The sequence below is a fragment of the Bradyrhizobium sp. BEA-2-5 genome (assembly GCF_032918025.1).
Classification (GTDB): domain Bacteria; phylum Pseudomonadota; class Alphaproteobacteria; order Rhizobiales; family Xanthobacteraceae; genus Bradyrhizobium; species Bradyrhizobium pachyrhizi.
Genome location: NZ_CP136629.1, coordinates 2,482,332 through 2,502,069, shown reverse-complemented (window position 1 = coordinate 2,502,069; position 19,738 = coordinate 2,482,332). Strand labels below are relative to the sequence as shown.

16 protein-coding genes are annotated in these 19,738 nt (G+C 65.1%); 6 read left to right on the top strand and 10 right to left on the bottom strand.

All coding sequences use genetic code 11. The annotated features are described in order from the left end of the window. Window positions 1-116: 116 nt before the first annotated feature. Window positions 117-3,593: an indolepyruvate ferredoxin oxidoreductase family protein gene (locus RX327_RS11695; protein ID WP_317250327.1), complete on the bottom strand. Its 3,477-nt coding sequence runs from the start codon at window positions 3,591-3,593 to the stop codon at window positions 117-119. A 234-nt stretch (window positions 3,594-3,827) separates the two neighbouring features. Between RX327_RS11695 and RX327_RS11690 the strand changes: the two genes are divergently transcribed. From RX327_RS11690 to RX327_RS11675, 4 genes are all read left to right on the top strand, one after another. Beyond that, window positions 3,828-4,778 carry a hypothetical protein gene (locus RX327_RS11690; protein WP_317250326.1) on the top strand — a complete coding sequence of 317 codons (951 nt, stop codon included), beginning with the start codon at window positions 3,828-3,830 and terminating at the stop codon, window positions 4,776-4,778. 46 nt (window positions 4,779-4,824) lie between these two features. Beyond that, on the top strand, window positions 4,825-5,379 hold the full coding sequence (locus RX327_RS11685; RefSeq protein ID WP_050387849.1) for a carboxymuconolactone decarboxylase family protein: 555 nt from the start codon (window positions 4,825-4,827) through the stop codon (window positions 5,377-5,379). A gap of 1 nt (window position 5,380) precedes the next feature. Beyond that, a complete protein-coding gene (locus RX327_RS11680; protein WP_317250325.1) occupies window positions 5,381-6,181 on the top strand; it encodes an SDR family NAD(P)-dependent oxidoreductase in 801 nt (266 codons plus the stop codon). Between the two features lie 216 nt (window positions 6,182-6,397). Then, on the top strand, window positions 6,398-6,616 hold the full coding sequence (locus RX327_RS11675) for a hypothetical protein (protein ID WP_028334528.1): 219 nt from the start codon (window positions 6,398-6,400) through the stop codon (window positions 6,614-6,616). Between the two features lie 36 nt (window positions 6,617-6,652). Here the strand turns inward: RX327_RS11675 and RX327_RS11670 are convergent, their stop codons facing one another. After that, window positions 6,653-9,835 (bottom strand): multidrug efflux RND transporter permease subunit, encoded by a 3,183-nt coding sequence (locus RX327_RS11670; protein ID WP_317250324.1) that lies wholly within the window; start codon window positions 9,833-9,835, stop codon window positions 6,653-6,655. Between the two features lie 23 nt (window positions 9,836-9,858). After that, a complete protein-coding gene (locus RX327_RS11665) occupies window positions 9,859-11,103 on the bottom strand; it encodes an efflux RND transporter periplasmic adaptor subunit (protein ID WP_317250323.1) in 1,245 nt (414 codons plus the stop codon). A gap of 202 nt (window positions 11,104-11,305) precedes the next feature. Here RX327_RS11665 and RX327_RS11660 point away from each other — a divergent pair, with 202 nt between their 5' ends. Further along, window positions 11,306-11,905, top strand: coding sequence for a TetR/AcrR family transcriptional regulator (locus RX327_RS11660; protein ID WP_317250322.1), 600 nt, complete (start codon window positions 11,306-11,308; stop codon window positions 11,903-11,905). Window positions 11,906-11,974: 69 nt separating this feature from the next. Continuing rightward, window positions 11,975-13,699, top strand: a complete 1,725-nt coding sequence (locus RX327_RS11655) for a sulfate permease (protein WP_317250321.1) — start codon at window positions 11,975-11,977, stop codon at window positions 13,697-13,699. A gap of 110 nt (window positions 13,700-13,809) precedes the next feature. Here the strand turns inward: RX327_RS11655 and RX327_RS11650 are convergent, their stop codons facing one another. From RX327_RS11650 to RX327_RS11620, 7 genes are all read right to left on the bottom strand, one after another. Continuing rightward, entirely contained in the window at window positions 13,810-14,421 is a 612-nt protein-coding gene (locus RX327_RS11650) for a pyridoxamine 5'-phosphate oxidase family protein (RefSeq protein ID WP_317250320.1), read from the bottom strand. A 76-nt stretch (window positions 14,422-14,497) separates the two neighbouring features. Next, window positions 14,498-15,091, bottom strand: a complete 594-nt coding sequence (gene phnN, locus RX327_RS11645; protein WP_050387854.1) for a phosphonate metabolism protein/1,5-bisphosphokinase (PRPP-forming) PhnN — start codon at window positions 15,089-15,091, stop codon at window positions 14,498-14,500. After that, on the bottom strand, window positions 15,088-16,242 hold the full coding sequence (locus tag RX327_RS11640; protein WP_317250319.1) for an alpha-D-ribose 1-methylphosphonate 5-triphosphate diphosphatase: 1,155 nt from the start codon (window positions 16,240-16,242) through the stop codon (window positions 15,088-15,090). The genes phnN and RX327_RS11640 overlap by 4 nt, the downstream gene beginning before the upstream one ends. Before the next feature lie 13 nt (window positions 16,243-16,255). Continuing rightward, complete coding sequence (gene phnL, locus RX327_RS11635; RefSeq protein ID WP_317250318.1) at window positions 16,256-16,954, bottom strand: phosphonate C-P lyase system protein PhnL; 699 nt, start codon at window positions 16,952-16,954, stop codon at window positions 16,256-16,258. Window positions 16,955-16,962: 8 nt separating this feature from the next. After that, window positions 16,963-17,760: a phosphonate C-P lyase system protein PhnK gene (gene phnK, locus RX327_RS11630; protein ID WP_317250317.1), complete on the bottom strand. Its 798-nt coding sequence runs from the start codon at window positions 17,758-17,760 to the stop codon at window positions 16,963-16,965. After that, window positions 17,753-18,637, bottom strand: a complete 885-nt coding sequence (locus RX327_RS11625; RefSeq protein WP_317250316.1) for an alpha-D-ribose 1-methylphosphonate 5-phosphate C-P-lyase PhnJ — start codon at window positions 18,635-18,637, stop codon at window positions 17,753-17,755. Before RX327_RS11625 ends, phnK begins: the two co-directional genes overlap by 8 nt. After that, window positions 18,634-19,737 (bottom strand): carbon-phosphorus lyase complex subunit PhnI, encoded by a 1,104-nt coding sequence (locus RX327_RS11620; RefSeq protein ID WP_317250315.1) that lies wholly within the window; start codon window positions 19,735-19,737, stop codon window positions 18,634-18,636. Before RX327_RS11620 ends, RX327_RS11625 begins: the two co-directional genes overlap by 4 nt. Window position 19,738: the final 1 nt, after the last annotated feature.

The following is a 19,738-nucleotide window of genomic DNA, read 5'->3' as shown; positions in this document are numbered from 1 at the left end:
CCGGTCGCCGCCTGGAGCCCTCTCCGCTCCGATGGAATCGGAACGTGGCTCCAGATTCTTGTTCTGACGCGTTTTCTTCGCGAACCGGTAGCCACTTCGCTCGAAAACGCTCTGCCCTATTCGGCCGCCTGCGCCAGCGGCTGGCTGATCGCGCGCTCCAGCCGCGCGCATTCGGTGCGATAGCGGGCGACGTTGCCCTCCTTGATGTGGCCATAACCACGCACGAGGTCCGCAGCCTTCGCCAGCGCCACGAGGCGCGGCAAGTCGAGCGGCTTCCTGCCGTCGAGGTGACGCAGGATCATCGCCGAATACTCGACCGGCAATGCGCGCTCCATCTTGCGCTCGGCGGTATAGCCGAAGATGTCGAAGGCGGTGCCGCGCAGGCCCTTCAGCTTCGCGAGCATGCCGAACGCGGTGAAAATCCACGGACCGAATTCGCGCTTCTGCAGCCGCCCGGTGACGGGATCGCGCTGGGCCAGCAGCGGCGGCGCCAGCAGGACCTTCAGACCGGAATTGCCTTGGAATTGCTCCCTCAAGGCCTTGCTGAACTCGCCGTCGGAATAGAGCCGCGCCACCTCGTACTCGTCCTTGTAGGCCATCAGCTTGAACAGGCCCTTTACGAAGGCCTCGGTCAGGTCCTGCGAGCCCGGCGCGGCCGCCGCCTCGGCGGTGCGGACGCGCGCGACATCGTCGAGATAACGCTTGGCGTAGGCCGCATCCTGATAGTCGGTGAGGAATTTGGCGCGGAACGCGATCGCCTCATCGAGCGTCTTCTTGGCCGGCGCGGCGCCGGCGCTCTTGAAGCGCGCGGCGCTGACCACGCGTTGCAGATCATGTGCGGCGAGCCGGCCCCATGAGAAAGCAGTCTTGTTCATCTCGATCGCGGCGCCGTTGATCTCGATGGCGCGCAGCAGGGCCTCCAGCGACAGCGGGATCGCGCCTTTCTGGAAGGCGAAGCCGAGCATGAAGGGATTGGTCGCGATGCTGTCGCCCATCAGCGCGGCGGCAATGCCCGTGGCGTCGATGATGTCGAGATCGCCTGGCGTCACCGCGCCGTTCAGCGCATCGCGCATCGAGCTGGCTTCGAAGTCGATATCGGGATCGATCACGAAGCTCGCGGTCGGCAAGAGATCGGCGTTGACCACGGCGCGGGTAACGCCGCGCTCGGCGCGGCTCAGGGCCGGCACGCTGGTGGCGACGACTAGGTCGCAGCCGAGGATCAGGTTGGCATTGCCCGGCGCGATGCGAACCGTGGTCAGCATGTCGGAGGCGGGCGCGAGCCGCACATGGCTCATCACCGCGCCGTTCTTCTGCGACAGGCCGGTGAAATCCAGCGCCGAGCAGCCGCGGCCGTCGACATGGGCGGCCATGCCGAGCAGCGCGCCGATGGTGATGACGCCCGTGCCGCCGATGCCGGTCACGAGGATGTTGTAGGGATTGCTCAACGCGGCCGCAGGCGGCGTCGGCAAATCGGCGAACAACGCCTTGGGATCGGCCGCGGTGCGGTCGGCCTTGCGCAGCTTGGGATCCTGCACCGTGACAAAGCTCGGGCAGAAGCCCTCGACGCAGGAAAAGTCCTTGTTGCAGTTCGACTGGTCGATCTGGCGCTTGCGGCCGAACTCGGTCTCGAGCGGCTGCACCGAGACGCAATTGGAAGCCTGCGAGCAGTCGCCACAGCCTTCGCAGACGAGCTCGTTGATGAAGGCGCGCTTGGCGGGATCGGGATACAGCCCGCGCTTGCGGCGGCGACGCTTTTCGGCGGCGCAGGTCTGGTCGTAGACGATGACGGTGAGGCCCTTGATGTCGCGCAGCTCGCGCTGCACGGCATCGAGCTCGCGGCGGTGATGGATGGTCGCGCCTTGCGGGAAGTAGTTGCCTTGGGGATACTTGCCCGGATCGTCCGAGACGATCGCAAGCTTCCTGGTGCCTTCAGCCGCGACCTGGTGCGCGATCTGCGCGACGTTGAAGGCGCCTTCGGCCGGCTGGCCGCCGGTCATCGCCACGGCATCGTTGTAGAGGATCTTGTAGGTGATGTTGATGCCGGCGGCCGATGCCGCGCGCAGCGCCAGCAGCCCGGAATGCGTATAGGTACCGTCGCCGAGATTCTGGAAGATGTGCTGCTCGCTCGTGAAGGGCGACTGGCCGATCCAGTTCACGCCCTCGGCGCCCATATGCGAGATGGTCTGGGTGTTGCGGTTCGGCACCGACAGGGCCATGCCGTGGCAGCCGATGCCAGCCATGGCGCGGCTGCCCTCGGGCACGCGCGTCGACGTGTTGTGCGGGCAGCCCGAGCAGAAATACGGCGTACGCTGCAGCTTCGCGGTGCCCGTGCCCTCGGCCGGGCGATCGAACGCCTCGAGTTTTGCCAAACGCTGCTCCAGCACCGGGCTATGATGGCCGAGCTTGCGCAAACGCGCCACCAGTGCGGCCGCGACGATGGTCGGTGTCAGTTCGCCCTCGCTCGGCAGCAGCGGCGCGCCGCGCTCGTCGCGCTTGCCCGTGACGGTCGGGCGCCTGGACGCGTCGATATTGTAGAGGATGCGCATCAGCTGGTCTTCGATGAAGCCGCGCTTCTCCTCGACCACCAGCACGTCCTGAAGACCTTCGGCGAAGGCGCGCGCGCCGCGCGCTTCGAGCGGCCAGGTCAGCGCCACCTTGTAGATGCGCAGCCCGAGCGCCTGCGCATCGGCATCGGTGATGCCGAAATCGGCGAGCGCCTGGCGCAGGTCGAGATAGGCCTTGCCGGTCGCGACGATGCCGAGCCGCGCCGGCTTTGAATCGAGCACAATGCGGTCGAGCTGGTTGGCGCGGGCGAAGGCCGCGACGGCCTCCATCTTGGGCCCGTGCAGCCTGCGCTCGGCTTCGAGCGGCGGATCGGGCCAGCGGATGTTGAGGCCGCCGGGCGGCATCTCGAAATCGTCGGGCAGCCTGATCTGGATGCGTTCGGGATCGCTGTAGATGGACGCCGAGCTCTCCACGGTCTCGCTGATCGCCTTGAAGCCGACCCAGCAGCCGGAGAAGCGCGACAGCGCGAAGCCGTAGAGGCCGAGGTCGAGATAGTCCTGCAGCGTCGCGGGATTGATCACGGGGATCAGCGCCGCGGCGAACACCTGCTCGCTCTGATGCGCCAGCGTCGAGGACTGGCAGCCGTGGTCGTCGCCGGCAAGCGCGAGCACGCCGCCGTTCAGCGAGGTGCCGGCCGCATTGGCATGCTTGAGCGCATCCACCGAGCGGTCGACGCCGGGGCCCTTGCCGTACCAGATGCCGAACACGCCATCGACCTTGGCGCCAGGAAACAGGCCGACCTGCTGGCTGCCCCACACGGCGGTTGCAGCTAGGTCCTCGTTCAGGCCGGGCACGAAGGCGATGTCGTGCTGCTGGAGGTGCGACTTCGCCCGCCACAATGCGTGGTCGTACATGCCGAGCGGGGAACCGCGATAGCCCGAGATGAAGCCGCCGGTGTTGAGCCCCTGGAGCCGGTCGCGTTCGCGCTGCAACATGGGCAGTCGAACCAGAGCCTGCGTGCCGGACAGAAAGATTCGTTTCGTATCCAACCGGTACTTGTCGTCCAGTCCAACTTCCATCAACGCCATCAGTTTCCCCGTCAGTCAGCCACGCCGGTCCGAACCGGTCTGATTATCTTCCGAAATGATCATGCATCAGCATGCACTGATTTTGTTATGCATGAACAGCTCCGTTCCATGGCCGCAGCACATATCTCATGTTGCGCATGCGAGGCCTTGTCGCTCTGCGAGGCCTTGTTGCTCTGCGAGGCCTTGCCGAACCCCGGCATCTTTGAAACGGTGGCGCGCAAAGGGAGACCAAGGATGATTACAGTCGAATCCGCGTTCACGACGGAAATCGTGGAGAACGGTGATCTGCTGGTGGGTCCCTGGCGCAGCCCGAAGCAGATGCTGCAAGCGCAAACCTACGACGCGCACGCCTCGATCCACGACGACGCAACCGCCCAGAAGCTCGGCTTCAAGGGCGGCACCATCGAAGGGCCGACCCATTTCAGCCAGTTCGCGCCGCTGTGCGAGCGGATCTGGGGCCGCGCCTGGTTCATGACCGGATGCCTCTCGGCGCATTACCGCAACCCGGTGTTCGAAGGCGAAGAGGTGCAGGCCCAGATCGAGAAGCCGAAGCCGGGCCAGACCGTTTGCACGATCGCGATGGTCAAGCGCGACGGCACCGAGGTGCTGCGCGGCACGGCCTCGATCGACGGCGACGGCAGCGAGACGGCGCTCAGTCACCGGCTCGGCGAATTGAAGCCACTGACCGATCCCGTGATCCTCGCCGACATCAAGGTCGGCATGAAGACGCCGCGGCAGGCGATCAAGATGGATTTCGACCAGAACATGGGCGATCTCTATCCGTTTTCGCTGGCCGACAAGCTCAGGGTGATCACCGAGCCTTCGGACTATTATTCGCTGGAGCACAATCCCTGGGGCAAGCCCATCATTCCGATGGAGATGCTGAGCGTGCTGTTCCAGTACCGCGCGCGCGAGGACCGGCTGCCGGTCCGCGGCCCCGCGGTCGGGCTGTTCGCCGACCAGGAGATCCGTGTTTTGCGCGGGCCGCTCTTTCCCGGCGAGACCTATTGGGTCGAGCGCGAGGTCGCGGCGCTCTCCGGCAGCAAGCGCACCGAGAGCATGTGGGTGCGCTCGACCGTGTTCGATGCCGACAACGCGGTGGTCGCAACGATGCTGCTCAACGGCGCCAGCATGAAGGATTCCTACGCCAACTACGAAAGCGAGCACAAAGCCCTCTACGGCTGAAACAACAGCCGTCTCTCCCGCAAGCCGCCGAAAAAGGACAACAATAATGGCCCGCCTGCCCTATCTCGAAGCCGATCAGGTCGCCCCCGAATATCGCGACATGCTCAAGCGCAATACCAATCTGCACAAGCTGCTGGTGAACTCGCCGGACATGGCGCGCGCCTTCAACGGCGTCGGCGGCTATATCCGCTTCAAGAGCAAGCTCGATCCCAGGCTGCGCGAACTCGCGATCCTGCAGGTCGGCTGGCTCGAGCAGTCGGAATACGAATTCACCCACCATGTGAAGATCGGCAAGGAGTTCGGCGTCACCGACGAGGATATCCAGGGCCTGATCGCGGAGACCAAAGGCCAGCCGTCGAAGCTCGAGCCGCTGGCGAAAGCCATCCTGAAGGGCGCCCGCGAGATGGTGCGCGAGCTCGCGATGTCGGAGGCGACCTTCGCCGAGATCAAGCGCGAGCTGTCCGACGAGCACATGACCGACCTCGTGCTGACGATCGCATTCTACTGCGCCGTGGTGCGGGTGCTCGCCACCATGCAGATCGACAACGAGCCTTACTACAAGGAGGTACTGCAGCAGTACCCGCTACAGGGAGTGAAGTGACATGCGCCTGCAAGATCGCGTCGCTATCGTCGTGGGTGCCGGCCAAAGTCCCGGCGAAGGCATGGGCAACGGCCGCGCCACCGCGCTCACCTTCGCGCGCGAAGGCGCGAAGGTGCTGTGCGTCGATCACAATCTGGCATCGGCGCAGGAGACCGTCGACCTGATCGCGGCCAAGGGCGGCACTTCAGTCGCCTTCAAGGCCGACGTGACCAAGGCTGCCGACATCAAGGCGATGGTGGCCGACGCGCAATCGCGCTGGGGCCGGATCGACGTGCTGCATAACAATGTCGGCGTCAGCCTGTCCGGCGGCGACGCCGAGCTGCTGCAACTGACCGAGGAAGCGTTCGACCGCGTCGTCGCCATCAATCTGAAGAGCTGCATACTCGCCGCGAAGGAAGTGATCCCGATCATGCGCGCTCAACGAAGCGGCGCCATCATCAACATCTCCTCGATGGCCGCGATCACGACGTATCCTTATGTCGCCTACAAGGCCACCAAATCCGCGATGATTGCCTTCACCGAACAGCTCGCCTATCAGAACGCGGAATACGGCATCCGCGCCAACGTCATCCTGCCCGGCCTGATGAACACCCCGATGGCCGTCGACACCCGCGCCCGCGAATGGCACAAGACCCGCGCCGAGGTCGAAGCCGAACGCGACAGCAAGGTGCCGCTGCGCAGGAAGATGGGCACCGGATGGGACGTCGCCAACGCCGCACTGTTTCTGGCGTCCGACGAGGCGAACTTCATCACCGGCGTGACGCTGCCGGTGGACGGCGGCGCGAGTGTGCGGCGCGGTTAATCGAGACGATTAACCTGTGTGACAATTTGGGATTAATCACTGTGACGAAATCACGCGTTATTGCGCCGCAACGATTCGAAAAAATTGAAGTATTCCAATGACACGGCGATGTGACGACGCGTCCACATAAATCGAAATCCTAACTCGTTGTGGTCGCACGAAATTCATCTGCGCTCTGTATCTCGCTCGCCAAGAACTTCTGGAGTGCCTGGACCGATGAGCGAAGAATTCGAACTCAGACCCGATCAGTGGGATGCGCTGAAAGCGTTGCGGGCTCCCGCAGCAAACCCTTCACGGCTGAACCGCTTTGCCGTCGAGAGCCTGATCACGCTCGGCTATGTCGCCGTGCGCGGCGATTCGTTTGAACTGACGCCCGCGGGCCGCAAGGTGCTGGTCCGCGGTTCATCGCTTCTGCTGCTCGATATCGCAGCCTGACCTCTTCAAAATAACACGAAGGTTACACACGCGGCATCATGCCGCGTGTGCTTTTCCAGGGATAGTCGTCTCGCCGTGGTGCGTCAGCGGCTTCATGCCGGTGACGGTCCGCAGCAGCACATAGAACACCGGCGTCAGGAACAGGCCGAACACCGTGACGCCGATCATGCCGGAGAACACGGCAACGCCCATGGCTCGCCGCATTTCCGAACCGGCGCCGGTCGAGAGCACCAGCGGCAGGACGCCCATGATGAACGCCATCGACGTCATCAGGATCGGACGCAGCCGCAGCCGGCTCGCCTCGATCGCGGCCCGGATCGGCGTGCGGCCTGCGAATTCGAGCTCCCGCGCGAATTCGACGATGAGGATCGCGTTCTTGGCGGAGAGGCCGACCAGCACGATCAAGCCGATCTGGGTGAAGACGTTGTTGTCGCCCTTGGAGATCCAGACGCCGAACATCGCTGCCAGGAGGCCCATCGGCACGATCATGATGATCGAGAGCGGCAGGGTCAGGCTCTCATAGAGCGCGGCCAGCACCAGGAACACCAACAGGATCGCCAGCGGGAACACCCACATGCCGGAATTGCCGGCGATGAACTCCTGATAGGTCAGGTCGGTCCATTCGAAGGCAAAGCCTGGCGGCAGCACCTCTGCGGCGATCCGCGTCGCCGCCTCCTGCGCCTGGCCTGATGAAAAGCCGGGCGCGGCCGCCGCGTTGATGTCCGAGGACAGGAAGCCGTTGTAGCGGATCGCACGCTCCGGACCCGCGCTCTGGCGGATCGTGAGCAGGGCGGACAACGGCACCATGTCGCCCGAGGACGAGCGCACCTTCAACTGCCTGATGTCGTCGGCGCGCGCGCGGAACGGCGCGTCGGCCTGCACATAGACCGAATAGGTGCGGCCGAACTTGTTGAAGTCGTTGACGTAATAGGAGCCCAGGTAAATCTGGAGCGTGTTGAACACTTCCGTGACGGGGACGCCAAGCTGCAGCGCCTTGGTGCGGTCGATGTCGGCGAACAGCTGGGGCACGTTGACCTGGAAGCTCGAGAACACGCCGGCGATCTCCGGCGCATTCTGCATCGCAGCCATGAATGCGTTCGTCGCTTCGTTCAAGGCGTCATAGCCGAGACCGGCGCGGTCCTCGATCTGCAGCTTGAAGCCGCCGATGGTGCCGAGGCCGTTGACCGGCGGCGGCGGGAACATGGCGATGAAGGCTTCCTGGATGCCCGCGTACTTCTTGTTCAGCTCGGCCGCGAGGGCGGGACCGCTGAGCGAGGGATCCTTGCGTTCGTCGAACGGCTTCAGCGTCGAGAACACGATGCCGGCGTTGGACGAGTTGGTGAAGCCGGAGATCGACAGGCCCGGGAATGCCACCGAGCTCTCGACGCCAGGCTGGGTCAGCGCGATGTCGCTCATCTTGCGGATGACTTCTTCCGTCCGGTCGAGCGTCGCGCCATCGGGCAGGCGGGCGAAGCCGACGAGGTACTGCTTGTCCTGTCCCGGCACGAAGCCGCTCGGCACCTGCTTGAACAGCACGCCCGTCAAGCCGATCAGCAGCACATAGAGGCCCATCACGGCGGCCTTGCCCGAGATCACCTTGCCAACGCTGCCGCTGTAGTTCTCGGAGGAGCGCGTGAAGGCCTTGTTGAAGCCGCGGAAGAACCAGCCGAGGCTCTTTTCCATGACCAGCGTCAGCTTGTCCTTCGGCTCGTTGTGGCCCTTGAGCAGCAGCGCCGACAGCGCCGGCGACAGCGTCAGCGAGTTGACGGCCGAGATCACGGTCGAGATCGCGATCGTCAGCGCGAACTGCTTGTAGAACTGCCCGGTGAGGCCGGAGATGAAGGCCAGCGGCACGAACACCGCGATCAGCACCATGGCGATTGCGATGATCGGACCCGACACCTCGCGCATCGCCTGGTACGTGGCATCGCGCGGCGACAGGCCGGACTCGATGTTGCGCTCGACATTCTCGACCACGACGATGGCATCGTCGACGACGATGCCGATCGCGAGCACCAGGCCGAACAGGCTCAGCGCGTTGATGGAAAAGCCGAACACGTGCATCACCGCGAACGTGCCGACGATCGACACCGGCACGGCCAGGAGCGGGATGATCGAGGCGCGCCAGGTCTGGAGGAACAGGATCACCACCAGCACGACAAGGGCGATGGCCTCCAGCAGCGTGTGGATGACGGCTTCGATCGAGGAACGCACGAACTGGGTGGGGTCGTAGACGATCTGGTAGGACACGCCCTCGGGCATGTTCTTCTTGATCTCGGCCATGGTGGCGCGAACGTTGTCGGAAATCTGCAGCGCGTTGGAACCGGGCGCCTGGAAGATCGGGATCGCCACCGCCTGCTTGTTGTCGAGCAGCGAGCGCAGGCCGTATTCGGAGGCGCCAAGCTCGACGCGCGCGACGTCGCGCAAGCGTACGACCTCGCCGCGTGCGCCGGTTTTGACCACGATGTCGCCGAACTGCTCTTCGGTCGATAGCCGTCCCTCGGCGTTGACGGAGAGCTGCAGGTCGATCCCCTTGACGTTCGGGGAGGAGCCGACCACGCCGGCGGCGGCCTCGACGTTCTGCGCCTGGATCGCGCGCACGATGTCGCTCGCGGTCAGGCCGTGCTCGGCGGCCTTCTGAGGATCGACCCAGACCCGCATCGAATAGTCGCCGGCGCCATAAAGCTGGACGTCGCCGACGCCGTCGATCCGCGCCAGCCGGTCCTTGACGTTGAGCACCGCATAATTGCGCAGATACGTCATATCGTAGCGGCCGTTCGGCGACAGCAGGTGCACGACCATGGTAAGGTCGGGCGACGACTTCTTGGTGATGATGCCGAGCTGGCGCACCACGGACGGCAGGCGCGGCTCGGCCTGCTGCACGCGGTTCTGCACCAGCTGCGTCGCTTTGTCGGGGTCGGTGCCGAGCCGGAACGTCACCGTCAGCGTCATCGCGCCGTCGGTGGTCGCCTGGCTCGACATGTAGAGCATGTTCTCGACGCCGTTGATCTGCTCCTCGATCGGGGTTGCCACCGTCTCCGCGATCACCTTGGGATTGGCGCCGGGATAGGTCGCGCGCACCACGACCGAGGGCGGCACCACGTCCGGGTATTCCGAGATCGGCATCGCGAACAGCGAGATCAGCCCCGCCAGGAAGATCAGCACCGACAGCACGCCGGCGAAGATCGGACGGTCGATGAAAAACTTCGAGAGATTCATGGCTCCGCCCCCGCGCGCAGCGCCTAGCGCTGCACGACGTGCTGGTTGGTTTCAGTGGATGCCTGCTGCATGCTGCGCGCGCCCATTTCGGCGACTTCCATCTTCAGAAGCGCACCCGGACGCACGCGCTGTAGTCCGTTCACGACGATGCGCTCGCCGGACTTCAGGCCCGAGGTGACGATACGAAGCCCATCGACGGTGCCGCCGAGCGTGACTGGCCGGTAGACGGCGCGGTTGTCGTCGCCGACCGCCATCACGAACTTCTTGTCCTGGTCGGTGCCGATCGCGCGCTCGTCGATCATCACGACTGCCTGCTGCTTCGGCTGGCCCATGCGCACGCGGGCGAACTGGCCGGGGATGAGGCGCCCGTCCTCGTTGCGGAATACCGCGCGGACACGGATGGTGCCGCTCTGGCCGTTGACCTGGTTATCGATGAGCTGGATGTGGCCCTTCGCGGACAGGCCGCCCGACGTGGTCATCTCGACCGGGATCTGGTCGAGCTCGCCGCGCCTGCCGGAGGCATCCGCGATCGAGTTCAGCGCGCGCAGCACGAGCTCTTCATCCGCATCGAACGAGGCGTAGATCGGATTGACCGAGACCAGCGAGGTCAAGACCGGGGACGCGGTACCGGCGGCGACGAGATTGCCGACGGTGACCTCGATCTTGCCGACGCGGCCGTCCACGGGGGCGCGCACCTCGGTGTAGTCGAGATTGAGCTTTGCGGTCTGGAGCGTCGCCTCGGCCGCCTTCACATTGGCGATGGCTTCGCGGTTGGCGTTGTCGCGCTGGTCGAAATCGCGCTTGGTCACGATGTTGTTGCCGACCAGCTGCGCGCCGCGCTCGACTTCGCTGGTCGTGAACACGACGCGGGCCTTGGCGGCCTCGAGCTGAGCCTGGGCGCGATCGACCTCGGCCGCGTACGGCGCGGGGTCGATCTTGAACAGGATGTCGCCGGACTTCACCAGCGCGCCCTCGGTGAAGTTGGTCGAAAGGATCGCACCGGCCACCCGCGGCCGGAGCTGGACACGGTCGACGGCTTCGAGCCGGCCCGAGAAGTCATCGAACAGCGTGGTCGACCGCGGCTGGATCACGGCGACGGTGACCGGGACCGCCGGCTCGGGAGCTGCGGCAGTCGCGGTCGCCTGTGCGGCATGAAAATAGTGGCCGGTCGCGATCGAACCGGCCACCGCGAGGCCGCCAAGGATCACGATACCGCCGACGACACGTCGGAAGCGGCCGGAACGGGGATTTTGGATTGACGAGGGCATTTGCGCGCTCCAGATATGTAGTGTTCACTACAGATGTGGAGCTGGATGCCGGTTCGCAAGATACTTATGTATCGAGCACTATGAATTTCTTATCTCATTCATGGGGAAATGGGAAGTCGCGGAAAAACATCACGTGCAACAAGAGGATAAGCCAGGGACAATCCGTCATAGAAACGGCACCCGGCTTACGGAGCAACGAAAAATGGGAATGGGACGCCCCCGCGCTTTCGACGCGGACGCCGCGTTGGACCAGGCGATGGAAGTGTTTTGGCGCCATGGCTATGAGGGCGCGACCATTGCCCAGCTCACCGAGGCCATGGGCATCAACCCGCCCAGTCTCTACGCCTGCTTCGGCAACAAGGAGGGCCTGCTGAAGGCCGCGCTCGACCGCTACACCGAGAAGCGCGACGCCTGGATGGAAAAGGTTTTGGGCGCCTCCACCGCCCGAGAGGTGGCCGAACGATTTCTGATGGAGCACGCGGACGCCCAGACCGATCCTGCCAATCCGCCCGGCTGCCTGCTGGTGCAAGGTGGCATCGCCTGCGGCACCGGCTCCGAGAACGTTCCCTTCGAACTGGCCGCGCGCCGCGCCCAGAACGAGGACCAGTTGCACGAGCGTTTTGTCCGCGCGAAGGCCGAACGCGACCTGGGCGAAAGCGCCGATCCGGCCACCCTTGCCCGCTATCTCTCCGCGGTGACATCAGGCATGTGCGTGATGGCTTCCTCGGGTGCCGACCGCAACGCGCTGCGCGAGATTGCAGCGGTGTCGCTGAAGGCGTTTGATGAGCAGGCGAAGGGGTAGAGCGGTTGAAGGGGTAGAGCGGTTCACGTCAAGCGCCTGCGGCCCCAACGACGTTGGGAGTGACCGGCGATGAAGCATTGGACCGGCTGGCTGCCAGGTCTCACCACGCTGCGTCGATATCAAGCGGCGTGGCTTCCACACGACATCGTCGCCGGGCTTGTGCTCGCGACCATGCTGGTCCCGGTCGGCATCGCCTATGCGGAAGCGTCCGGCCTGCCCGGCATCTACGGGCTCTATGCGACGATCATCCCGCTGCTGGTCTACGCGCTGTTCGGGCCGAGCCGCATCCTTGTCCTTGGGCCGGACTCGGCGCTTGCGGCCATCATCCTCGGCGTCGTCGTTCCGCTGTCTGGCGGCGATCCGATGCGTGCGGCAACCCTGGCCGCCATGATGGCGGTCGTCTCTGGGACGATATGCATCGTCGCGGGCATCGCGCGGCTGGGATTCCTGACCGAGCTTCTCTCCAAGCCGATCCGCTACGGCTACATGAACGGAATAGCCCTGACCGTGCTGATCAGCCAGCTGCCAAAGCTGTTCGGCTTTTCCATTGAAGGCGATGGACCTCTGCGCAGTCTCTGGGCGGTCGTCGGAGCAATCGTCGACGGAAAGACGAATTGGGCGACCCTCGGGATCGGCCTTGCGACGCTGGCGGTGATCCTGCTGCTCGCCCGGAACAAGCGGTTGCCCGGCATTCTGATTGCCGTCGTCGCGGCGACGGTCGTCACCGGGGTTTTCGATCTCGGGGCCCGCTTCGGCGTGACCGTCCTGGGTTCGCTTCCCCAGGGCTTGCCGGGATTCGCCATTCCCAGGATCGGCTATGGCGACGTCGTGCAGGTGCTGATCGGCGGCAGCGCCGTCGCGCTGGTGTCGTTCGCCGATACCAGCGTGCTGTCGCGCGCCTATGCGGGACGATTGGGCGATCGCGTTGATCCCAATCAGGAGATGGTGGGACTCGGCGCGGCGAATCTGGCGGCCGGCTTCTTTCAGGGTTTTCCGATCAGCAGCAGCGGATCGCGCACGCCCGTTGCGGAAGCTGCCGGAGCGCGCACGCAATTGACCAGCGTCATCGGCGCGCTGGCCATCGCCTTCCTGCTGCTGATAGCGCCGAATTTGCTGCAGCACTTGCCCAACGCAGCATTGGCCGCCGTCGTCATCGCTGCTGCGCTCGGCCTGTTTGAGATCAGCGACCTCAGGCGAATCTACCGCATTCAGCAGTGGGAGTTCTGGCTATCGATGGTCTGCTTCGTCGGCGTAGCCGTGCTCGGCGTGATTCCGGGAATAGGCCTCGCCATCGTGCTCGCGATCGTCGAATTCCTGTGGGACGGCTGGCGGCCGCATTCCGCCGTGCTGGGCCGCGCCTCCGGCGTGAAGGGCTATCACGACATCACGCGATACCCGGATGCGCGCCAGGTCCCCGGTCTGGTGCTGTTCCGATGGGATGCGCCGCTGTTCTTTGCCAATGCCGAGTTCTTCAAGGAACGCGCGCTGGATGCGGTGGCAAAATCCCCGACGGCGGTGCGCTGGCTGGTGGTCACGGCCGAGCCGGTCACCAGCGTGGACGTGACCGCCGGCGACATTCTCGCCGAGCTCGACGAGGCATTGCACGCACAGAAGATCGAGCTGTGCTTTGCCGAGCTCAAGGACCCCGTCAAGGACAAGCTGAAGAAATTCGGCCTGCTGGCGCAGCTTGGCGAGAACAACTTCTTCCCGACCATCGGCGTTGCCGTTGCGCGCTACCTCGAGATCAATGCTGACGTGACCTGGGAGGATTGGGAAGACCGGACTGAAGCCTAAAGCGCGATGGGTTCAATCGTCAGCGCGCTATAGCACTTTTGTTTGAGCATGATCTTTCGGAAAGCCGCTTCGCACTTTTCCGGATCATGCTTCCCAGCCATCCGGGCGCGTCACCACATCGTCTGCCGCGCGCGCTCCGGCCATTCCCGATCGTATTTTTCGCCGCCGACCGTGTGCTCGCTCATCTCGGCGAGAATCTGGCCCGGCGTCGGCAAGACCTTCGGATCGACCCGCTTGTCCGGATTCCAGAGATCGGAGCGCACGATCGCGCGCGCACACTGGAAATAGATCTCCTCCACATGCATCACGATCACCGTGCGCGGTGCCTTGCCTTCCATCGTGAAGGAGGCGAGCAGCTCCGGCTCGGCCGTGACATAGGCGCGGCCGTTGACGCGCAGCGTGCTGCCCGAGCCGGGAATCAGGAACAGCAAGCCAACGCGGGGATCGCGAACGATGTTGCGCAGCGAATCACAGCGATTGTTGCCGCGGCGATCCGGCATCATCAGCGTCTTCGCATCATGGATGCGCACGAAGCCCGGCAGATCGCCGCGCGGCGAGCAATCGAGCCCTTCGGGGCCTGCGGTGGCAAGCGACACGAACGGCGACTTCTCGATGAGCACACGATAGAGCGGCGTGACGTGGTCGGCGACTTTCACGGTCGAGGCGTCATTGGTGGCGCCGTAGATGGCTTCCAACTGTTCGACCGTTTCGATCACCGTCATTCGTGCTCTTCTCCCTTTGCTGCCTTTCGACGCATTTTCTTGACGCGAACCGGTATCCATTTCGCTCGAAAACGCTCTAGTCGTCCCAGCGTTCGCCCTTGATGATGCGGACAAGCTGTCGCGCATGATAGTCGGCGGTGCCGGAATTGACGATGGTGAAATCGGGCGTCGACGTGCTCTCGTCGACGGTGCGGGCCAGCCGCTGCTCGAGAAGGCCGTCGCTGCTGCGCGCCCGCATTGCGAGCCGCGCGGCCAGCACATCCGGCGGCGCCGTGACCAGCACCACGACAGCATTGGCATAGTTGCGGCGCGCCGCGGCGATCACGGTGCGCGAGACGTTCGCGATCACGGTGCGTCCGGCGCCTAAATCGTCGTTGATCGACCGCGACAGCGCGTAGCGATGGCCGTGCGCTTCCCAGTGCATGGCGTAGTCGCCGGCGGCTACCGCGCGCTGGAAGCTTTCCGCGCTGACCTCCTCATTGTCCTCCGACGCCGAGGCCTGGCGGGTGATCAGCCGACGGGGAAACACGACATCGCGATCATCGCCACAGGCCGCCTTGGCGAACCCCAGCAGCGTATCCTTGCCGGCACCGCTCGGGCCGACCACCAGGATCAGCCGGCCGGGACCGATTCCGGCGCGCCGATCGGCGACGACGGACGCATCGGTCATGCGACCCTCCCCCCTTCGCGCCAGACGCTGCGGACGACGGGAACGCTGCCGGCAACGTGCACGCGGATCAGGTCAGCGCGCTTGCCGGTCGCGATCTCGCCGCGGTCGGTGAGGCCGACCGCTTCGGCGGGCGCTTTCGTCACGGTGCGTACCGCCGAAGCGAGATCGATCGCCGGCACATGCTCCGGCAGTTGCAGCGCGCCCATCAGGAGGCTCGAGGGGATGTAGTCCGACGACAGGATATCGAGCAGGCCTTCGCGGGCGAGATCGACCGCAGCGATGTTGCCGGAATGCGAGCCGCCGCGCACGACGTTGGGCGCGCCCATCAGGATGTCGATACCAGCCTGGTGCAGGCCGCGCGCGGCCTCCAGCGTGGTCGGGAACTCCGCCACCGCGACCTTGTCGTTGACGGCGTCGACCACGTTCTCGTCGGTGGTGTCGTCGTGGCTTGCCAGCGGGATCTTGTACTGATGCGCCAGCGCCACGATCTCGCGCATGTTGTTCGCCGCATATTGCTTCTGATACTCGAAGCGCTTTGCGAACAGCTCGTCGAGCTCGGCATCGGTCTTGCCGCCGCCCTTGCCGCGATAATAGTCGCGCAGCTTGACCTCGTCGCGAAACTGGCGCTGACCCGGCGTGTGATCCATCAGCGACATCAACTTGACGTCGGGACGGTCGATCAGCTCCTTGGCCTCCTCGACCACGCTCGGCATCGGGATCTCGCAGCGCAGGTGCAGGAAGTGGTCGGCGCGCAGCAGGCTGGCGTCGCGCGCAGTCGTGATCGCGGCGGCGAGCACGCCGGCGCGGCCGTCGACTTCCTCGGCGCCGTCCTCGCGCCAGACCCGGAGCGAATCGAACACGGTGGTAATGCCCGAGGTCGCGAGCTGGCCGTCATAGGAGATGACGGCGGCGACCGGATTCCAGAACACCTTCGGCCGCGGCACGTAGTGCGCTTCGAGGTGGTCGGTGTGGAGCTCGATCAGGCCGGGCATGATCAGGTCGCCGCCCGCGTCCTCGGCACCCACAGGCGCCCTGCCCTCGCCGATCTCGGCGATCCTGCCATCAGCGATCGCGACCCAGCCCTGCTCGATCACGCGATCGGCGAGGACCAGCCGGGCGTTGCCGATGATGGTGTCTTGCTTGGCGGTCATTTCAAACGGTCCTTCAGGCAGCAGCCGCGAACGAGGTCACGTCGACGATACGGTCCGCAATCAGATGACGGATTTCGTCGTCATGGACAATAGCGACCATGGCGACGCCCTGACGCTTCTTTTCAGCGACCAGTTCGACGACGACGGCGCGATTGGCGGCATCGAGCGAGGCGGTGGGCTCGTCCAGCAGCAGGATCGGCAGGTCCGAGATGAAGCCGCGCGCGATGTTGACGCGCTGCTGCTCGCCGCCGGAGAAGGTCGCGGGCGGCAGCTGCCAGAGCCGCTCGGGGATGTTGAGACGATGCAGCAGCTCGCCGGCGCGCGCGCGGGCCTCCTCGCGCGCCACGCCGTTGACGATCAACGGCTCGGCGACGACGTCGATGGTGGCAACGCGCGGCACAGCGCGCAAAAACTGGCTGACATAGCCGATCGTGGAGCGGCGGATGTTGAGCACCTGCCGCGGCTCGGCGGCGGCGAGATCGATCACCGCGCCGCGATGGCGGATGCCGATGCGGCCGCTATCGCAACGGTAGTTGCCGAAGATCATCTTCAGGATCGACGATTTGCCGGCTCCCGACGGCCCCGACAGCACGACGCACTCGCCGGGATTGACGTGGAACGTCACGCCGCGCACCACCGGCAGCTCGATGCCGCCTTGCAAGTGCATCGTAAAGGTCTTCTGGGCATCGGCAACGTCGATCATGGCGGTCATCGAAAAGCTCATGGCGGGAGAATCGAGGAGACGAGGAGTTGCGTATAGGGTTCGCGGGGATCGTCGAGCACCTGGTCGGTGAGACCGGTCTCGATGACGCGGCCGCCCTTCATCACCATCACGCGATGCGACAGGAGGCGCGCGACCGCGAGATCGTGGGTGACGATGATGACAGCGAGATGCAGCTCGGCGACGAGACTGCGCACGAGATCGAGCAGGCGCGCCTGCACCGACACGTCGAGGCCGCCGGTCGGCTCGTCCATGAACACCAGCCGCGGCTCGGTGACGAGGTTGCGGGCGATCTGAAGACGCTGCCGCATGCCGCCGGAATAGGTCTTCGGCGCGTCGTCGATGCGGCCGGTATCGATCTCGACCCGCTCCAGCCAGGTCGACGCGGTCTCGCGGATGCGGCCGTAGTGGTTCCACCCCACCGCCATCAGCCGCTCGCCGACATTGGCACCGGCCGAGACCGCCATGCGCAGACCCTGCGCGGGGTCCTGGTGCACAAAACCCCAATCGGTGCGGAACAGGAAGCGCCGCTCGGCTTCACCGAGTTCAGCGAGATTGCGCAGCACGCCGTCGCGCATCCGGTAGGACACATGGCCGGCGCTCGGTGCCAGCTGGCCCGACAGCATCTGCAGAAGCGTCGACTTGCCCGAGCCGGACTCGCCGACGATCGCCAGCACCTCGCCGGGATAGAGCGCGAAGGAGACGTCGCGGCAGGCCGCCAGCCGGCCGTAATTCTTGGCAAGCCCCTCGGCCAGCAGCAGCGGCTCGTCGTTCTCGAGGCTCGAGAGCTCAGACATGCGCCTTCTCCTTGTGCGGCGCTGCGCTCTCGGTGCCGTGATGGCCGGCGGCCTGGCGGCCCTCGCAATAATCGGTGTCCGAGCAGACGAACATCCGCCCGCCCCTGTCGTCGGTGACGATCTCATCGAGATAGGAATTTTCCGCGCCGCAGAGCGCGCAGGGCGCGTTGAAACGGTAGGGCTCGAACGGGTGATCCTCGAAATCGAGCGAGACCACCTGCGTATAGGGCGGGATCGCGTAGATGCGCTTCTCGCGGCCGGCGCCGAACAATTGCAGCGCGGGAGAATTGTCCATCTTGGGATTGTCGAACTTCGGCGTCGGGGACGGATCCATCACGTAGCGCGCGTTCACCTTCACCGGATAGGCGTAGGCGGTCGCGATATGGCCGAAGCGGGCAATGTCCTCGTAGAGCTTCACGTGCATCAGGCCGTACTCGGCGAGCGCGTGCATGCGCCGCGTCTCGGTCTCGCGCGGCTCGAGGAAACGCAACGGCTCAGGGATCGGCACCTGATAGACCAGCACCTGGTTTTCCCTGAGCGCCGTCTCCGGGATGCGGTGACGGGTCTGGATCACCGTCGCCTCCGCCGTCGCGGTCGTCGTCGCAACGCCGGCGGTCTTGGCGAAGAACTTTCGGATCGAGATCGCGTTGGTGGTGTCGTCGGAGCCCTGGTCGATCACCTTGAGCACGTCTTGGGGACCGAGGATCGCGGCGGTGACCTGCACGCCGCCGGTGCCCCAGCCATAGGGCATCGGCATCTCGCGGCTGGCGAACGGCACCTGGTAGCCGGGAATGGCGATCGCCTTCAGGATCGCACGGCGGATCATCCGCTTGGTCTGCTCGTCGAGATAGGCGAAATTGTAGGCGGGCGCGTTCATTCCGCGGCTTCCTTCATGGCATCAGGCGCATTGGCATCCGCGAACTCCTGCCGCAGCTTGCGCAGCAGGCCGAGCTCGGACTGGAAATCCACATAATGCGGCAGCTTCAGATGCTCGACGAAGCCTGTCGCCTGGACGTTGTCCGAATGCGACATCACGAACTCCTCGTCCTGCGCGGGTGCGAGTGCCTCCTCGCCGAGCTCGCGGGCACGCAGTGCGCGATCGACCAGCGCCATCGACATGGTCTTGCGCTCGCTCTGGCCGAAGGCAAGGCCGTAGCCGCGAGTGAAGCACGGCGCTTCGGTCGCAGAACCCTTGAACTGGTTGACCATCTGGCACTCGGTCAGCTCGATCGAGCCGAGCGGCACGGCGAAGCCGGCGTCTTCCGCGATGAATTCGACCTCGACCTCGCCGAAGCGGATCTCGCCGGCGAAGGGATGGTTGCGGCCATAGCCGCGCTGGGTGGAATAGCCCATCGCCAGCAGGAAGCCTTCGTCGCCGCGCGCCAGGTTCTGCAGGCGCAGGTCGCGATCCGCCGGGAAGTTCAGCGGCTCGCGGGTGAGATCGCCGACCGGCGTGTTGCTATCTGCCTGCGGTGAGGATTCGATCAGGCCATCGCGGCCGAGAATGTCGGTGACCCGCGGCGTGGCGGCCTGCGAGGCGTCCGCGGTTGCCGGCTGCTCCGGCACAAAGCCTTCCGCGAGCTGCGGGTCGAGCAGGCGATGGGTATAGTCGAAGGTCGGTCCGAGGATCTGCCCGCCGGGAATGTCCTTGAAGGTCGAGGACACACGCCGTTGCACCCGCATGGCGCCGGTGTCGACCGGCTCGCTGGCGCCGAAGCGCGGCAGGGTGGCGCGGAAGGCGCGAACCAGGAAGATCGCCTCGATCAGATCGCCGCGCGCCTGCTTGATCGCCAGCGCCGCGAGCTCGCGATCGTAGAGCGAGCCTTCGCTCATGACGCGGTCGACGGCGAGGCCGAGCTGCTCCGAGATCTGTGCCAGCGTCACCTCGGGCACGTCGCGGTCGCCGCGCCGCTTATGCGCGAGCAGGCGATGGGCGTTCTCGATGGCGCGTTCACCGCCCTTGACTGCGACATACATC

Bases quoted from the DNA above. Each gene is read 5' to 3' on its own strand.
- RX327_RS11695 (WP_317250327.1), bottom strand. From the start codon at position 3,593: ATGGCGTTGATGGAAGTTGGACTGGACGACAAGTACCGGTTGGATACG.
- RX327_RS11690 (WP_317250326.1), top strand. From the start codon at position 3,828: ATGATTACAGTCGAATCCGCGTTCACGACGGAAATCGTGGAGAACGGT.
- RX327_RS11685 (WP_050387849.1), top strand. From the start codon at position 4,825: ATGGCCCGCCTGCCCTATCTCGAAGCCGATCAGGTCGCCCCCGAATAT.
- RX327_RS11680 (WP_317250325.1), top strand. From the start codon at position 5,381: ATGCGCCTGCAAGATCGCGTCGCTATCGTCGTGGGTGCCGGCCAAAGT.
- RX327_RS11675 (WP_028334528.1), top strand. From the start codon at position 6,398: ATGAGCGAAGAATTCGAACTCAGACCCGATCAGTGGGATGCGCTGAAA.
- RX327_RS11670 (WP_317250324.1), bottom strand. From the start codon at position 9,835: ATGAATCTCTCGAAGTTTTTCATCGACCGTCCGATCTTCGCCGGCGTG.
- RX327_RS11665 (WP_317250323.1), bottom strand. From the start codon at position 11,103: ATGCCCTCGTCAATCCAAAATCCCCGTTCCGGCCGCTTCCGACGTGTC.
- RX327_RS11660 (WP_317250322.1), top strand. From the start codon at position 11,306: ATGGGAATGGGACGCCCCCGCGCTTTCGACGCGGACGCCGCGTTGGAC.
- RX327_RS11655 (WP_317250321.1), top strand. From the start codon at position 11,975: ATGAAGCATTGGACCGGCTGGCTGCCAGGTCTCACCACGCTGCGTCGA.
- RX327_RS11650 (WP_317250320.1), bottom strand. From the start codon at position 14,421: ATGACGGTGATCGAAACGGTCGAACAGTTGGAAGCCATCTACGGCGCC.
- phnN (WP_050387854.1), bottom strand. From the start codon at position 15,091: ATGACCGATGCGTCCGTCGTCGCCGATCGGCGCGCCGGAATCGGTCCC.
- RX327_RS11640 (WP_317250319.1), bottom strand. From the start codon at position 16,242: ATGACCGCCAAGCAAGACACCATCATCGGCAACGCCCGGCTGGTCCTC.
- phnL (WP_317250318.1), bottom strand. From the start codon at position 16,954: ATGACCGCCATGATCGACGTTGCCGATGCCCAGAAGACCTTTACGATG.
- phnK (WP_317250317.1), bottom strand. From the start codon at position 17,760: ATGTCTGAGCTCTCGAGCCTCGAGAACGACGAGCCGCTGCTGCTGGCC.
- RX327_RS11625 (WP_317250316.1), bottom strand. From the start codon at position 18,637: ATGAACGCGCCCGCCTACAATTTCGCCTATCTCGACGAGCAGACCAAG.
- RX327_RS11620 (WP_317250315.1), bottom strand. From the start codon at position 19,737: ATGTATGTCGCAGTCAAGGGCGGTGAACGCGCCATCGAGAACGCCCAT.